General features: G+C 71.1%; 10 protein-coding genes and 1 pseudogene. 8 read left to right on the top strand and 3 right to left on the bottom strand.

Annotated features, from left to right (window positions below):
- The first annotated feature begins 14 nt into the window (after positions 1 to 14).
- From nuoL to recQ, 4 genes are all read left to right on the top strand, one after another.
- Positions 15 to 1,967, top strand: coding sequence for an NADH-quinone oxidoreductase subunit L (gene nuoL, locus BN1555_RS13480; protein WP_093799613.1), 1,953 nt, complete (start codon positions 15 to 17; stop codon positions 1,965 to 1,967).
- A 5-nt stretch (positions 1,968 to 1,972) separates the two neighbouring features.
- Positions 1,973 to 3,550 carry an NADH-quinone oxidoreductase subunit M gene (locus tag BN1555_RS13475; RefSeq protein WP_093799612.1) on the top strand — a complete coding sequence of 526 codons (1,578 nt, stop codon included), beginning with the start codon at positions 1,973 to 1,975 and terminating at the stop codon, positions 3,548 to 3,550.
- Entirely contained in the window at positions 3,547 to 5,202 is a 1,656-nt protein-coding gene (nuoN, locus tag BN1555_RS13470; RefSeq protein ID WP_093799611.1) for an NADH-quinone oxidoreductase subunit NuoN, read from the top strand. Before BN1555_RS13475 ends, nuoN begins: the two co-directional genes overlap by 4 nt.
- Positions 5,203 to 5,343: 141 nt before the next feature.
- The gene (recQ, locus tag BN1555_RS13465; RefSeq protein WP_093799610.1) at positions 5,344 to 7,434 is read left to right on the top strand and encodes a DNA helicase RecQ; all 2,091 of its coding nucleotides are present in this window, start codon (positions 5,344 to 5,346) and stop codon (positions 7,432 to 7,434) included.
- Between the two features lie 239 nt (positions 7,435 to 7,673).
- On the opposite strand, the gene fahA is transcribed toward recQ, so the two are convergent.
- Positions 7,674 to 8,900: a fumarylacetoacetase gene (gene fahA, locus BN1555_RS13460; protein WP_093799609.1), complete on the bottom strand. Its 1,227-nt coding sequence runs from the start codon at positions 8,898 to 8,900 to the stop codon at positions 7,674 to 7,676.
- Positions 8,901 to 8,968: 68 nt separating this feature from the next.
- Positions 8,969 to 9,700 (bottom strand): annotated as a pseudogene (locus tag BN1555_RS40305) (hypothetical protein); the annotation flags it as partial.
- Positions 9,701 to 9,900: 200 nt separating this feature from the next.
- Between BN1555_RS40305 and BN1555_RS13450 the strand changes: the two are divergent.
- The gene (locus BN1555_RS13450; RefSeq protein ID WP_093799607.1) at positions 9,901 to 10,911 is read left to right on the top strand and encodes a polyprenyl synthetase family protein; all 1,011 of its coding nucleotides are present in this window, start codon (positions 9,901 to 9,903) and stop codon (positions 10,909 to 10,911) included.
- Positions 10,912 to 11,099: 188 nt separating this feature from the next.
- Here the strand turns inward: BN1555_RS13450 and BN1555_RS13445 are convergent, their stop codons facing one another.
- Positions 11,100 to 11,570 carry a hypothetical protein gene (locus BN1555_RS13445; protein WP_176710031.1) on the bottom strand — a complete coding sequence of 157 codons (471 nt, stop codon included), beginning with the start codon at positions 11,568 to 11,570 and terminating at the stop codon, positions 11,100 to 11,102.
- Between the two features lie 443 nt (positions 11,571 to 12,013).
- Between BN1555_RS13445 and BN1555_RS13440 the strand changes: the two genes are divergently transcribed.
- From BN1555_RS13440 to BN1555_RS13430, 3 genes are read left to right on the top strand one after another with little or no spacing between them, the layout of a single operon-like run.
- A complete protein-coding gene (locus BN1555_RS13440; RefSeq protein ID WP_093799606.1) occupies positions 12,014 to 13,261 on the top strand; it encodes a LolA family protein in 1,248 nt (415 codons plus the stop codon).
- A gap of 48 nt (positions 13,262 to 13,309) precedes the next feature.
- Complete coding sequence (locus tag BN1555_RS13435; protein WP_093799605.1) at positions 13,310 to 14,263, top strand: ABC transporter ATP-binding protein; 954 nt, start codon at positions 13,310 to 13,312, stop codon at positions 14,261 to 14,263.
- The gene (locus BN1555_RS13430) at positions 14,250 to 15,146 is read left to right on the top strand and encodes an ABC transporter permease (protein WP_093799604.1); all 897 of its coding nucleotides are present in this window, start codon (positions 14,250 to 14,252) and stop codon (positions 15,144 to 15,146) included. Before BN1555_RS13435 ends, BN1555_RS13430 begins: the two co-directional genes overlap by 14 nt.
- Positions 15,147 to 15,194: the final 48 nt, after the last annotated feature.

Genomic DNA, 15,194 nt, shown 5'->3' with positions numbered 1-15,194 from the left:
GGGTCGCAAGAATCGTGGAGAACTTGATTGCGCTGCTCGTCGCAGCGCCTTTGCTCGGAGCGGCGGTCCTGCTGTGCGGCGGCCGGCGGCTCGACCGCGCGGGCCACTGGATCGGCACGCTGCTCGCGGCGGCCTCGTTCGTGGTCGGCGTGGTGCTGTTCGGCGCGATGCTGGGGTACGACGCCGAGGCGCGGACGATGCGCCAGCACCTGTTCAGCTGGGTTCCCGTCGGGGACTTCCGGGCGGACGTCGCCTTCCAGCTCGACCAGTTGTCGATGACGTTCGTGCTGCTGATCACCGGTGTGGGCACGCTGATCCACATCTACTCGATCGGCTACATGGAGCACGACGAGCGCCGGCGCCGCTTCTTCGGCTACCTGAACCTCTTCCTCGCGGCGATGCTCCTGCTGGTCGTCGCCGACAACTACCTGCTGCTGTACGTCGGGTGGGAGGGCGTCGGCCTGGCGTCGTTCCTGCTCATCGGCTTCTGGCAGCACAAGCCCAGTGCGGCGACGGCGGCCAAGAAGGCGTTCATCGTCAACCGTGTCGGCGACATGGGCCTGTCCATCGCGATCATGCTGATGTTCACCACCTTCGGGACCTTCACCTTCGGGCCGGTCCTGGAGGCGTCCGCGAACGGGGACACCGGCGAGGGCAGGCTCACGGCCATCGGGCTGATGCTGCTGCTGGCCGCGTGCGGCAAGTCGGCGCAGGTGCCGCTCCAGTCGTGGCTCGGTGACGCGATGGAGGGCCCGACCCCGGTCTCGGCCCTCATCCACGCCGCCACCATGGTGACCGCGGGCGTCTACCTCATCACCCGATCCGGCGCGATCTTCAACGCCGCCCCCGACGCGCAGCTGGCCGTCGTGACGGTCGGCGCGGTCACGCTCCTCTTCGGTGCGATCGTCGGTTGCGCGAAGGACGACATCAAGAAGGCGCTGGCCGGTTCGACGATGTCGCAGATCGGCTACATGATCCTGGCGGCGGGCCTCGGCCCGATCGGCTACGTCTTCGCGATCATGCACCTGGTGACGCACGGCTTCTTCAAGGCGGGCCTCTTCCTCGGCGCCGGATCGGTCATGCACGGCATGAACGACGAGGTCGACATGAGGAAGTACGGCGGCCTGCGGAAGTACATGCCGGTGACGTTCGTGACGTTCGGGCTCGGCTACCTCGCGATCATCGGCTTCCCGGGACTGTCCGGCTTCTTCTCGAAGGACAAGATCATCGAGGCGGCGTTCGCCTCCGGCGGCGCGCAGGGCTGGATCCTCGGCACCGTGACCCTGCTGGGCGCGGGCATCACGGCGTACTACATGACGCGCGTGATGCTGATGACGTTCTTCGGCGAGGAGCGGTGGCGCAACACGGCGACCGCTTCCCCGGCGGAGCCGGACGTCGAGCCCGCCGCGCAGACGCACGGCGCCCATGGGGAGCCGCACCCGCACGAGTCGCCCCGGTCGATGACGGTCCCGATGATCGTGCTCGCCTTCGGGTCGGTGTTCGCGGGCGGGTTCTTCAGCATCGGCGACCGGTTCGCGCACTGGCTGGAGCCGGTGACGCAGTTCGAGCACCCGCACCCGCCGATCAGCGTGCCGCTGATCACCGCGATGACGGTCGCCGTCCTGCTGATCGGCGTCGCGGCCGCGTATGCCCAGTACGGCCGGGGGCCCGTCCCGGTCGTCGCCCCGCGCGGCTCGCTGCTGACCCGCGCCGCCCGGCGCGATCTCCTCCAGGACGACTTCAACCACGTCGTCCTGGTCCGCGGCGGCGAGCACCTCACCCGCTCCCTGGTCTACGTCGACCACACCCTGGTCGACGGGGTGGTCAACGGTACGGCCGCCTCGGTCGGCGGGCTCTCCGGCCGGCTGCGCAAGCTGCAGAACGGCTATGCCCGCTCGTACGCGGTCTCGATGTTCGGCGGTACGGCGATCCTCATTGCCGCGACCCTGCTGATGAGGGCGGTCTGATCACGATGTCCTTTCCCCTTCTGACGGTCACGGCGGCGCTCCCGGCGGTCGGCGCGGTCCTGACCGCCGCCGTCCCGGCCGCCCGCCGCACCGCCGCCAAGTGGCTGGCGCTGCTCTTCTCACTCGCCACGCTCGTCCTGGCCGCCCTGGTGGCCGTCCGCTTCGATCCCGCCGGCGACCGCTACCAGCTCACCGAGTCCCACGCCTGGATCCCGGACTTCGGAGTCAGGTACGAGCTGGGCGTGGACGGCATCGGCGTCGCGCTGATCGCGCTGACCGCCCTGCTGATCCCGTTCGTGATCCTGGCCGGCTGGAACGACGCCGAGCCCCTGGAGACGAAGTCCTCGCGGTGGCGGCCGACCCAGGGCTTCTTCGCCCTGATCCTGATGGTCGAGGCGATGGTGATCATCTCCTTCGAGGCCACCGACGTCTTCCTCTTCTACATCTTCTTCGAAGCCATGCTCATCCCGATGTACTTCCTCATCGGCGGCTTCGGGGACCGGGCGCACGCGGGCACCGACGGGGCGGCGGCGGCCCAGCGCTCGTACGCCGCCGTCAAGTTCCTCCTCTACAACCTGGCCGGCGGACTCATCATGCTGGCCGCCGTCATCGGGCTGTACGTGGTCGCCGGGTCCTTCTCGCTCGCGGAGATCGCCGAGGCGCGCGCGAGCGGCGAGCTGGAGATGGCGGCCAGCACGGAGCGGCTGCTGTTCCTCGGCTTCTTCTTCGCGTTCGCGGTGAAGGCGCCGCTGTGGCCGCTGCACACCTGGCTGCCCAACGCCATGGGAGAGGCGACCGCCCCGGTCGCCGTGCTGATCACCGCGGTCGTCGACAAGGTCGGCACCTTCGCGATGCTGCGCTTCTGCCTCCAGCTCTTCCCCAACGCCAGCGAGTGGGCGACGCCCGCCATCCTCGTGCTGGCGCTGATCAGCATCATCTACGGCGCGCTGGTCGCCGTCGGCCAGCGCGACATCAAGCGCCTGATCGCGTACGCGTCGATCTCGCACTTCGGCTTCATCATCCTGGGCATCTTCGTGATGACGTCCCAGGGCCAGTCGGGCGCGACGCTCTACATGGTCAACCACGGAATCTCGACCGCCGCGCTGATGCTGGTGGCCGGGTTCCTGATCTCGCGGCGCGGCTCGCGGCTCATCGCCGACTACGGCGGGGTGCAGAAGGTGGCCCCGGTGCTCGCGGGCACCTTCCTGGTCGGCGGTCTCGCGACGCTGTCCATGCCGGGGCTGGCACCCTTCGTCAGTGAATTCCTGGTGCTGGTCGGCGCGTTCGCGGCGTATCCGGTGGCCGGCGTCATCGCGACCCTGGGCATCGTCCTCGCCGCTCTCTACACCCTGGTCCTCTACCAGCGGACGATGACGGGCCCGGTCAAGGCCGAGGTGCGGTCCATGCCCGACCTCAAGGCCCGTGAGCTGGTGGTCGTCGCCCCGCTGATCGCGCTGCTGCTGCTCCTCGGCGTCTTCCCCAAGCCGCTGACGGACATCGTCAACCCGGCCGTGCAGCACACCATGAACGACGTCCGTAAGACGGACCCCACCCCCGAGATTGAAGCGGAGGCGGCCAAGTGAGCGCATCAGCTGTCCACGGTCTGTGGACGACGGTCGCGGCGCCCGCCGCCGAGGGCGGTTTCACGGCCCCGCACATCGAGTACGCGCAGCTGTCGCCGACGCTCATCGTCGTCGGCGCGGCGGTGCTCGGCGTACTCGCCGAGGCCTTCGTGCCGCGCAAGGCCCGGTACTACGCGCAGCTGTTCCTGTCGGTCGTCGCCCTCGCCGCCGCCTTCGCGGCGGTCGTGGCGCTCGCGGCCGGCGGATACGGCACCACGAAGGCGCAGATCGCGGCGGAGGGCGCCATCGCGGTCGACGGTCCGGCGCTCTTCCTCCAGGGCACGATCCTGCTGGCCTCGCTGGTCGCCGTGTTCACCTTCGCCGAGCGCAGGCTCGATCCGGACGCGCACGGCAACCGCGTCGACTCGTTCGCGGCCCAGGCCGCGTCCGTACCCGGCAGTGACAGTGAGAAGGCCGCGGTCAAGGCCGGATTCACCACGACCGAGGTCTTCCCGCTCGCGCTCTTCGCGATCGCCGGGATGCTCGTGTTCCCGGCGGCCAACGACCTGCTGACGCTGTTCGTGGCGCTGGAGGTCTTCTCGCTCCCGCTGTACCTGCTGTGCGCCGTCGCCCGCCGCAAGCGGCTGATGTCGCAGGAGGCCGCGGTGAAGTACTTCCTCCTCGGCTCCTTCTCGTCGGCGTTCCTGCTCTTCGGCATCGCGCTGATGTACGGGTACGCGGGCTCGCTCTCGTACGCGCGGATCGCGAGCGTCGTCGACGGCACGGTCCGGCAGATCGACCCGGCGCTCGCCGCCACCATGGGCAACGACGCGCTGCTGCTCATCGGCGCCGCGATGATCCTGATGGGCCTGCTCTTCAAGGTCGGCGCGGTGCCGTTCCACATGTGGACCCCGGACGTCTACCAGGGCGCTCCGACCCCGGTCACCGGTTTCATGGCGGCGGCGACCAAGGCGGCGGCCTTCGGCGCGCTGCTGCGGCTGCTGTACGTCGTGCTGCCGGGCCTGCGCTGGGACTGGCGCCCCGTGATGTGGGGCATCGCGATCGTCACCATGCTGGGCGGCGCGATCGTCGCGGTCACCCAGACCGACATCAAGCGGCTCCTGGCCTACTCGTCGATCGCGCACGCCGGATTCATCCTGGCCGGTGTGATCGCGACCACGGGCGAGGGCGTCTCGGCCGTCCTCTTCTACCTGCTGGCGTACTCCTTCACGACGATCGGCGCCTTCGCCGTGGTCACGCTGGTGCGCGACGCGGGCGGCGAGGCGACGCACCTGTCGAAATGGGCGGGGCTGGGGCGGCGTTCGCCCTTGGTGGCCGCCGTCTTCGCGGTGTTCCTGCTGGCCTTCGCCGGTATCCCGCTGACGTCGGGCTTCTCGGGGAAGTTCGCGGTCTTCAAGGCGGCGGCCGAGGGCGGCGCCGGGGTGCTGGTCGTGGTCGGTGTGGTCTCGTCGGCGATCGCCGCGTTCTTCTACATCCGGGTGATCGTCCTGATGTTCTTCAGCGAGCCGAAGGCGGACGGCCCGACGGTCGCCGTGCCGTCGCCGCTGACGATGGTGGCGATCGGGACGGGCGTCGCGGTGACGCTGGTGCTCGGTCTCGCACCGCAGTACTTCCTGGACCTGGCCGGCCAGGCGGGGGTCTTCGTGCGCTGACCGTGTGCCGCCTCCCGTACGGCACGACCGCCGCCCGGTGCCCCTCCTCGCAGGGGTGCCGGGCGGCGGTTTTCGGGCGGGGGTGTCAGTGGGTGCCCCTATCGTGGGGAGCCGGGCACGGTACGCACGGGGGACAGAGCGATGAACGGGACGGGTGGCATGGTCGAGGCCGGCGAGGTGACGCGCAGCGACGCGCTGGAGACGCTGCACCGCGTCTTCGGGTACGAGGCGTTCCGCGGTGAGCAGGCCGCGGTCATCGAGCATGTGGTGGCCGGCGGGGACGCGGTCGTGCTGATGCCGACCGGCGGCGGAAAGTCGCTGTGCTACCAGATCCCCGCGCTGGTCAGGCCCGGTACGGGCATCGTGATCTCCCCTCTCATCGCACTCATGCAGGACCAGGTCGACGCGCTGCGGGCGCTCGGTGTGCGGGCCGGGTTCATCAACTCCACGCAGGACTTCGACGAGCGGCGCGCGATGGAGGCGGAGTTCCTCGCCGGGGAGCTGGACCTCCTCTACCTGGCACCGGAGCGGCTGCGCCTGGACTCCACCCTGGACCTGATCGGCCGGGCCAAGATCTCGGTGTTCGCGATCGACGAGGCGCACTGCGTGGCCCAGTGGGGCCATGACTTCCGGCCGGACTACCTGAACCTGTCGGTGCTGGGCCGGCGGTGGCCGGAGGTGCCGCGGATCGCGCTCACCGCGACCGCGACGGACGCCACCCACCGCGAGATCACCCAGCGGCTCGGGATGCCGCAGGCCCGGCACTTCGTGGCGAGCTTCGACCGCCCCAACATCCAGTACCGGATCGTGGGGAAGTCCGACCCGAAGAAGCAGCTGCTGTCCTTCCTGCGGGAGGAACACCCCGGGGACGCGGGCATCGTCTACTGCCTCTCGCGCAATTCGGTCGACAAGACGGCGGAGTTCCTCTGCCGCAACGGCATCGAGGCCGTGCCGTACCACGCGGGGCTCGACGGAGGGACGCGCGCCGCGCACCAGTCCCGGTTCCTGCGGGAGGAGGGCCTGGTGGTCGTGGCGACCATCGCCTTCGGCATGGGCATCGACAAGCCGGACGTGCGGTTCGTCGCCCACCTCGACCTGCCGAAGTCGGTCGAGGGCTACTACCAGGAGACGGGCCGTGCCGGGCGCGACGGGATGCCGTCGACGGCCTGGATGGCGTACGGCCTCCAGGACGTGGTGCAGCAGCGCAAGATGATCCAGAGCGGCGAGGGCGACGAGGCGTTCCGCCGGCGGGCCGCCTCCCACCTGGACGCGATGCTCGCACTCTGCGAGACCGCGCAGTGCCGGCGGGCCCAACTGCTGGCGTACTTCGGGCAGGACCCCGAGGCGGCCGCCTGCGGCAACTGCGACACGTGCCTGACCCCGCCCGAGACGTGGGACGGGACGGTGGCGGCGCAGAAGGTCCTGTCCACGATCGTGCGGTTGCAGCGGGAGCGCAGGCAGAAGTTCGGGGCGGGCCAGATCATCGACATCCTGCTGGGCCGCAAGACCGCCAAGGTGATCCAGTTCGACCACGACCAGCTGTCGGTCTTCGGCATCGGCGAGGAGCTGGCGGAGGCGGAGTGGCGGGGCGTGGTGCGGCAGATGCTGGCACAGGGCCTGCTGACGGTCGAGGGTGAGTACGGCACGCTGGTCATGACGGACGAGAGCGCGTCGGTGTTGAGCCGGGAGCGTGAGGTGCGCCTGCGCAAGGAGGCGAAGCCGGTCCCGGCCGCGCGGTCCGGGTCCGCGAAGGGCGAGCGCAGGGCGAAGGCGGCGGCCGCCAAGGCGGACCTGCCGACGGAGGCGGTGCCGGTCTTCGAGGCGCTGCGGGCGTGGCGCGCGGAGCAGGCGCGGGAGCAGGGCGTACCGGCGTACGTGATCTTCCACGACGCGACCCTGCGCGAGATCGCGACGGTGCGACCGGGGTCGGTGGCGGAGCTGGGCGGTGTCGCCGGGCTCGGCGAGAAGAAGCTGGCCACGTACGGGGAAGGGGTGCTGGAGGTGCTGGCCTCGCTGGGCGGGGTGGAGGGCCCGGCGGGCCCTGGAGATCCTGCGGCCCCTGCGGCCCCAGTAGCCCCTGCGGCCCCTTCTGCCCCGGTGGCCTCGTCGGCCCCTTCGGCCCCGGCTTCCTCGGCCCCGGCCGGGGCGGCGGGTGCGGCGCGGGTTGCCGACGCGGACGCGGCGGACTGGGACTGGGGCGCGGAGCCGGACTGGGACGAGCCGGAGCCGTAGGGTCGGCGTAGGGGGCTTCTCTCCCCGCCCCGCCTCCTCCCGCAACCGGGGCTCCGCCCCAGCCCCCGGCTCACCCGCCGGACGGGCCGGGTGAGCCGGGGGCGCTGCTCCCGGGGCTCCGCCCCGGACCCCGCTCCTCGACCCCGGAGGGGCTGGAATGTCCAGCGCCTCCGGGGTCTGGGGCACGGCCGCCGGACGCCTCCGGGGTCTGGGGCTTGGCCCGTCCGGTCGGGGGTGTGTCAGGGCGTGGGGGCGATGCGGCCCGTCACTTCGCCCAGGCCGACGCGGGTGCCGTGCGGGCCGGGGGCCCATGCCGTCATCGTGACCTCGTCGCCGTCCTCCAGGAACGTCCGCTTGCCGGTGGGGAGTTCGATCGGGTCGCGGCCGTTCCAGGTCAGTTCCAGGAGGGAGCCGCGTTCGTTCACCTCGGGACCGCTGACCGTGCCGGAGCCGAAGAGGTCGCCCGTACGCAGCGACGCGCCGTTCACCGTCATCTGGGCCAGCTGCTGCGCCGCGGTCCAGTACATGGTGGAGAAGGGGGGAGTGGAGACCACTTCGCCGTTGATCCTCACCTCGATGCGGATGTCGTAGCCGCCGGGCTCCTCCTCGTCGGAGTCGTCGAGGTAGGGGAGGAGGGGGAGGTCGCGGGCCGGGGGCGCCACCTGGGCCGCGTCCAGGGCCTCCAGCGGGGTCACCCACGCCGACACGGACGTGGCGAAGGACTTGCCGAGGAAGGGGCCGAGGGGGACGTACTCCCAGGCCTGGATGTCCCGCGCCGACCAGTCGTTGAGGAGGGACAGTCCGAAGACGTGGTCCCGGAAGTCCGCGAGCGGGACCGGCGTGCCGTGCGGGGAAGGGGTGCCGACCACGAAGCCGACCTCCGCTTCGATGTCGAGCTTGACGGAGGGGCCGAAGACGGGGGCCGGGTCGGCCGGCGCCTTGCGCTGGCCGTTGGGGCGCACCACGTCCGTGCCGGAGACCACGACCGTGCCGGACCGGCCGTGGTAACCGATCGGCAGGTGCTTCCAGTTGGGGGTCAGCGCGTCGCCGTCGGGGCGGAAGATCCTGCCCACGTTGGTGGCGTGGTGCTCGCTCGCGTAGAAGTCGACGTAGTCCGCGACGTCGTACGGGAGGTGCAGCGTGACCGCGGCGAGAGGGTGCAGCAGGGGCTCGATGTCGGCGCGGTGCGCGGGGCTCGTCACCCACGCGGTGAGCGCGCGGCGCACGTCGCGCCACGCGGTACGCCCCGCCGCGAGCAGCGGGTTGAGCGTGGGCCGGGCGAGCAGCGCGGCGTACGGAGAGCCCAGGGCGAGTGCGGCCGCCCCCGCGTCCAGCACATGGCCGCCGATACGGACACCGACCCGGCGGCGCTCGGGCTCGTCCGCGGTGGAGAAGACGCCGTAAGGGAGGTTGTGCGGGCCGAAGAGGTCGCCTTCGGCAAGGTCGAGCGGGCTCTGCTCGGGCATCGGTGCTGCCTCGCTTTCCAGGTCATGGGGGGAACACGTTACGTGGGAGCCGCCTGCGACGGCAGTGCTTAAAAAGTTCGCAATGTCCGAAAAGACCTTGCTGGAGGCGGGAATTCCGGCTCAGCGTCCTTCGGGGCGGTGGACTTCGGCCCGGCCGGCCGGAGCCGTCGGCGCGTCATGCGCGGGATCCGCTTCTCCCACGTCCGGTGGAAGGCCGTTTCACCCGCCTCCCGGCACTTCACCCCGTCGGACGGGATGAAGTCCGCCGCGTCGCACGCGGCTTCGGAGCGCGTGGTGGTCTCCATGTCCCGGCCCGTGGCGGGACGGCGCAGCCGGGTCCGCCGGCCCGGGCGCGGACCCCGCCGAATCCGCCGGCCAGTTCCACGGCCGGTACGCCGACGGGACGGAGAGGCGGACGCGGTGGCCCGGCGGAGAACCGTGGCCGATGCCGTCGAGGCGGAAAGCGACGTCCTCCGTCGCGCCGGTCCGGCGGCGGGTCCGCGTCGTTGCCGAACGGGGAGGCAGCGTCCGGCGTCCATTCCGGTCCGCATGGGGGAGGCGACGGCCACCGGGTCGCTTCGGAAGGCGTACGTCGCCGTGGTGACGTGGGGCGACGGCCGCGCCGCGTCGTCGGCCCACCGGCCCGGCGGCTCCTCGTACACCGTCTTCGGCGGATGCGACGCGCTGGTCCAGGAGCGCGGCAGCGGCTCCGGCACGACGCCGGTGTCCGTGCCCTTGAGGCGGTGGTCCCACCGGCGCGGCGTCTCCTGGGGGAAGCCGGTCGCCGGGGTCAGTGGGATGGGTGCCGGACACGGTGCGGGACGAAAGGGCTACTCCTGGTCGTACCGGGTGAGCGAGGACATACCGGTGTCTCCCGGGCTGTGTGTGGGTGACGGGAAGGCGCTCACTGTGATCGAAAGCTGACCGGATACGCTGACTTGAGTGAAGACAGCGACACATCGGCAATCCGTGTGATCGTCAGCAGACAGGAGTAACCCTCGTGACCGTCGTCGGGCCGTTCGGACTGAGCGTGCGGGACCAGGCTCTTGAGACCGATGTCCAGAACGGCTTGGCAGCCGTCGAGGAAGGGCTTCTCGACGCGACCAAGAGCGAGGTTCCGTTCATCACGAAGGCCGCGCAGCACCTGGTCCGGGCAGGGGGCAAGCGGTTTCGGCCCCTGCTGGTCATGCTGGCCGCCCAGTTCGGTGACCCCCACGCGCCGGGCATCGTGCCCTCCGCGGTGGTCGTCGAGCTGACCCACCTGGCGACGCTGTACCACGACGACGTGATGGACGAGGCGGACGTACGCCGCGGGGTCGCCAGCGCCAACACCCGCTGGGGCAACTCGGTCGCGGTCCTCACCGGCGACTTCCTCTTCGCGCGCGCCTCGCACATCCTGGCGGACCTCGGGCCCGAAGCCGTACGCATCCAGGCGGAGGCGTTCGAGCGCCTCGTCACCGGCCAGATCCTGGAGACGGCCGGACCGCGCGACGGCCAGGAGCCGGTCGGGCACTACCTGGACGTCATCGCGGGCAAGACCGGCTCGCTGATCGCGGTCTCGGGGCGCTTCGGCGCGATGATGTCGGGCGCCGACGAGAGCGTCGTCGACATCCTCACCCAGTACGGCGAGCGCCTGGGCACCGCCTTCCAGCTGGCGGACGACGTACTCGACATCGCGAGCGACAGCCACGAGTCCGGGAAGACGCCGGGCACGGACCTGCGCGAGGGCATCCCCACGCTGCCGGTGCTGCTGCTGCGCGCCCAGGCCGCCGAGCACGGGCGTCCGGAGGACGTCGAGCTGTGCGAGCTGCTCGACGGGGACCTCACCGACGACGCCCTGCTCGCCGAGGTGCTGCGGCGCCTGCGCGCGCACCCGGCCCTGGAGCAGGCGCGCCGCGACACCATCCGGTACGCCGAGGGGGCGAGGGCGTCGCTGGCGCCGCTGCCCGGGTGCTACGCGAAGTCGGCTCTGGAGGAGCTGTGCGACGCGGTGGTGCACCGCGCCGGCTAGGGCTTGTCCGGTCGGTCTCCGGGGAACGGCGTGTGACATCCGTGAATCTCGTTGTCGAAGGTCTCGCCGGGTGAGGTAGAGGGCGGTATAGATACCGCCGTACTCGAACAGATGCTGGACGAGACCTTCGATCACGCTGTCGTGCACCACGGTTACACCAACTACATGCGCGACTACGAGGTCATCGTCTACGCGACGGCTGATCCCCGTACCGGCGTCACGCCGGCCCACCTGCGGTATCTCTCAGGTAGTGCGTTGAAGCGCGGTGCGAGACCGCCGATCCCGCCCGTCGAGGCAATGACGTACACGCTGCCGTCGAGAGCCATCATGGCGAAGCCTGGGTGGCCCGCGTGTATGCCGGGGAAAGCCGATGCCGCGCCCCGGCCCATGATGTCCCAGTGGGCCAGAAGCCGGACCCGGGTCCGGAGCGCCGGTGCGGCACTGTCGCTGTGCGGGTTCTGCAGGGCGGCCCGGTGCGTGCGGGTGCCCTGTGGAAGCTGAACGAGGAACTCACGCCGGTCATCGAGAAGACCCGAGGAGACGGCGAGGTCGTGGTCGTACCAGTCCTCGTTGAGCCGCTCGGCGAGCCGTGGGGTGTAGTACCGGTGGGAGAAGCCGCCGGCCACGTCCTCGGCACGGTATCCGGCGACGAACGGCATCGTGCCGTCCGGAACGGCGTCCGGGATCACCTCAGGGCCGGCCGCTGCAGCCGTCGGTACACCTTACGTTCGCGCTCCCCGGTACCCACTGGTCACTGTTCTGCCAGGCCGGCGCGCCAGTGATCATGCGGCCCGGCGCTTCCCCGTTTCCCGGCCTCCCGGATCGGACCGGTGCCCGGATCGGCTGCGTGATCGGCCGGACAGGATCTGGACGGCCGACGGACGCACGGGGCGACCGGCGCCTTCCCTGACTGACGGGGGAGGCGCCGCCGCCTTTTGTCATCCCGCAGCAGGAGACGGAGTTGATCCTGGGGGTTGACGCTTCCTGCCCGCCGTTTTGGTCGGATGAGAACCACCACTCCCCACCGATTCGGGTGAGAATGGCGGCGCGGGGTGGACGAGTGCAGTGGACGACGGCCGCCAACCACGGAGGTAGAGCACACATGGCACCGAACGACAGCGCACAGACCACCGACGGGAACTTCGCCGCGGGCCGCCGGAAGGCCGCGCGTTACCTCGTCCCGGTCGCGGTGGCGGGGGTGGCGGCGGCGACCATCGGGCTCGTCCCGGCGCTCGCCGACTCCGGCGACCCCGATCTGCCGAAGATCACCGCTCAGCAGCTGGTCGAGAAGATGGCGGCGTCGGACACGCAGCAGTTCTCCGGCAACGTGAAGATCAGCACCGACCTGGGCATCCCCTCCCTGGGCGGCATCGCGGACAGCCTGGCGCCCCGGGGCGGGGACGAGGGCTCGTCGGCCGATCCGCAGGCCAGGCTGATGGAGCTCGCCTCCGGTACGCACACGCTGCGCGTCGCGGCCGACGGCCCGGACAAGCAGCGGGTGTCGGTCATGGGCGACGCCGCGGAGTACAGCCTGATTCACAACGGCGGTGAGGTCTGGGCGTACGACAGTGCCTCGAACGAGGCCTTCCACACCAAGGCGCCCGCGGAGGCCAAGGACTCGGCCAAGGACTCCGGCAAGGATTCCGGCCGGCCCGAGAAGCTGCCCGAGGGGGTCCCGACGACGCCGAAGGAGCTGGCCGAGGAGGTGCTGAAGGCCGCGGACGACACCACGTCGGTGACGGTCGACGGTACGACGCAGGTCGCCGGCCGGGACGCGTACCAGCTGCTCGTCGAGCCCAAGCAGTCCGGTTCGACGGTCGGGTCCGTCCGGGTCGCGGTCGACGCGCAGAACGGCGTACCGCTCAAGTTCACGCTCACGCCGAGCAGCGGCGGCAAGGCCGCGATCGACGTGGGCTTCACGAAGGTCGACTTCGGGAAGCCGTCCGCGGACACCTTCACGTTCACCCCGCCCAAGGGCGCGAAGGTGACCGAGGGCGACGACGAGCCGAAGGCCCGGGAGAAGGACTTCGGGAAGGACTTCAAGGGCGAGGAGGGCCTGAAGGACTTCGAGGGGCTGAACGTCATCGGCAAGGGCTGGACCTCGGTCGCCGAGATCTCGTCCCCCGGCGGCGAAGCGGGTGCCGGCTCCGAGGCGCCCGAGGCGGGCGATGTGCCGCCGCAGGCCCAGCAGTTCATGGACGCGCTGGGCGACAAGGTGTCCGGTGAGTTCGGTTCGGGCACGGTCTTCGAAACCCGTCTCGTCAACGCCCTGATGACGGACGACGGCAAGGTGTACGTCGGCGCGGTCACCAAGGACGCGCTGGTCCGGGCCGCCGACGCGGCCAAGTAGGACAGGCGGGGAAGACAGGGCAGACGAGGCAGAGCCGGGAGGGAGGAGCTGTCCGCCGTGAACAGTGAGGCCGTGATCGACACACGTGGGCTCACCAAGCGTTTCCGCGGCGGGCAGCTCGCCGTCGACGGCCTCGATCTCACCGTCCCCGCCGGCAGTGTCTTCGGCTTCCTCGGGCCCAACGGCTCGGGGAAGACGACCACCATCCGGATGCTGATGGGCCTGATCGAGCCGACGTCCGGTACGGCGACCCTGCTCGGCAGACCCGTGCCGCGCGCCGCCCGCAGCGTGCTGCCCGAGGTGGGCGCGCTCATCGAGGGGCCCGCGCTGTACGGGTTCCTGTCGGGCCGCGACAACCTGATCCGTTACGACTCCGCCGACCCGGCGGCCGATCCGCGCACCCGCCGGGCGCGGGTCGCGGCGGCGCTCGACCGGGTGGGCCTGACGGCTGCGGGGAGCAAGAAGGCCAAGGCGTACTCGCTGGGGATGAAGCAGCGGCTCGGGCTCGCGTCCGCGCTGCTCCGGCCGCGCCGGCTGCTCGTACTCGACGAACCGACCAACGGCCTCGACCCGCAGGGCATGCGCGAGATCCGTTCGCTGGTGCGGGAGCTGGCGGCGGACGGCACGACGGTCTTCCTCTCCTCGCACCTGCTCGACGAGATCGAGCAGGTGTGCACGCACGCGGCGGTGATGGCCCGGGGGCGGCTGATCGCCCAGGGTCCGGTCGCCGAGCTGGCGGCCGGTGCGCGCGGACGGCTCGCCGTCACCACACCGGACACGGCGGACGCGGCACGGGTGCTCAAGGAGCTGGGCGTCACCGGCCTGACGGTCGCGGAGGACCGGGTGACCGGAGAGCTGCCGCCGGGGGACGCGGACCTGGCGGACCTCAACACCGCACTCGTGCGGGCCGGTGTGCGGGTGAGGTCCTTCGGCGTCGAACGGGCCTCCCTGGAGGACGCGTTCGTGGCACTGACGGGAGAGGGTTTCGATGTCGCGGGCTGAAACGACGGTCCGGCAGGAGAACCCGCGGGCCCGCAGCCCGCTGTGGACGCTCGGGCTCCTCCGGTCCGAGCTGACCACCACCTTCCGGCGCTGGCGCACGCTCGCGCTGCTGGCGGTGCTGGCCGCCGTACTCGTGCTCATCGGCATCGCCGTGAAGATCGAGACGGGCGACGGCTCGCCGGCCGGCGGCGGCGGCGGAGGGGGCGGCGCGGGACCGGCCTTCCTCGCGCAGATCACCAACAACGGTCTCTTCCTCGTCTTCGCCGCGCTCGCCGCGACCCTGCCGGTCTTCCTGCCGATGGCCGTCGGCGTCGTCGCGGGCGACGCGGTGGCGGGCGAGGCGAACGCGGGCACGCTGCGCTATCTGCTGGTCGCCCCGGCCGGACGCACCCGGCTGCTGCTCGCCAAGTTCACGTCCACGATGGTCTTCTGCCTGGTCGCGACCCTGGTCGTGGCCGTGTCAGCGCTGGTCACCGGGGCCCTGCTCTTCCCGCTGGGCGAAGTCACCACCATCTCGGGCACGCGGATCGGCTTCGGGGACGGGCTGGTACGGGCCGTGCTGATCGCGGCGGTCGTGGCGGCCTCGCTGGTCGGGCTCGCGGCGATCGGCCTGTTCGTCTCGACCCTCACCAACAGCGGTGTCGCGGCGATGGCGACGACGGTCGGACTGCTGATCACGGTGCAGATCCTGGACACGGTCCCGCAGCTGGACGCGATCCATCCGTATCTCTTCACGCACTACTGGCTGTCCTTCACGGACCTGCTGCGCGAGCCGCTCCACTGGGACGGGGTGCTGGACAACCTCGGGCTCCAGGCGCTGTACGCGGCGGTGTTCGGCTCCGCGGCCTGGGCGCGCTTCACGACGAAGGACATCACGGCCTGAGGCACGGGGGGCAACCCCGTGGAAACCGGTCACGCGCTGTTCCGGGAG

This window comes from Streptomyces sp. Wb2n-11 (genome assembly GCF_001049855.1).
GTDB classification, from domain to species: Bacteria; Actinomycetota; Actinomycetes; order Streptomycetales; family Streptomycetaceae; genus Streptomyces; species Streptomyces altiplanensis.
This window is presented reverse-complemented; position numbering and strand designations above follow the sequence as displayed.

Bases quoted from the DNA above. Each gene is read 5' to 3' on its own strand.
- BN1555_RS13430 (WP_093799604.1), top strand. From the start codon at position 14,250: ATGTCGCGGGCTGAAACGACGGTCCGGCAGGAGAACCCGCGGGCCCGC.
- fahA (WP_093799609.1), bottom strand. From the start codon at position 8,900: ATGCCCGAGCAGAGCCCGCTCGACCTTGCCGAAGGCGACCTCTTCGGC.
- BN1555_RS13445 (WP_176710031.1), bottom strand. From the start codon at position 11,570: ATGCCGTTCGTCGCCGGATACCGTGCCGAGGACGTGGCCGGCGGCTTC.
- BN1555_RS13440 (WP_093799606.1), top strand. From the start codon at position 12,014: ATGGCACCGAACGACAGCGCACAGACCACCGACGGGAACTTCGCCGCG.
- recQ (WP_093799610.1), top strand. From the start codon at position 5,344: ATGAACGGGACGGGTGGCATGGTCGAGGCCGGCGAGGTGACGCGCAGC.
- BN1555_RS13475 (WP_093799612.1), top strand. From the start codon at position 1,973: ATGTCCTTTCCCCTTCTGACGGTCACGGCGGCGCTCCCGGCGGTCGGC.